Annotated in this window: 1 protein-coding gene; it reads right to left on the reverse strand. The window is 38.8% G+C overall.

Going from position 1 to position 369, the window contains the following annotated elements; translation table 11 throughout:
* Positions 1–60 precede the first annotated feature (60 nt).
* Positions 61–369: tail assembly chaperone (locus HUK49_RS10660; protein WP_235981146.1), on the reverse strand; the 309-nt coding region annotated here is incomplete at its 5' end.

The raw sequence follows: 369 nt of genomic DNA on the forward strand, positions 1-369 counted from the left end.
ATTCATGAGCGGGGATATACCCGAGATATTGCGATGTTTTTGAACGAATTACGCTATAATTTAATAAGGTGCTTTGCCCGTGAGCGTTTTGTATGTCTCTTTCATGAATTCCGCTCCGGCTTTCATTTCTTCTTTTTTCTCTTGTTTCACCATCTTCGGTCCTTGCGACATTTGGAACCAAAACATCTTGAACTCTTCCTTGAAAAAACCGGATTCACCCAACACTTGAATAGCGCCTTGTAACAATCCGAGTGTAGTCCCGTCTTTTTCAATTACATCTTGAATGACTTCTTGAATTTCTTCTTTTGTCGGACGTTGTTTTGAATACGCTAAAGCACAATCCCAAAATTCAACAATCGATTTTGTTTT

The organism is Limosilactobacillus portuensis (assembly GCF_014838735.1).
Lineage (GTDB): Bacteria > Bacillota > Bacilli > Lactobacillales > Lactobacillaceae > Limosilactobacillus > Limosilactobacillus portuensis.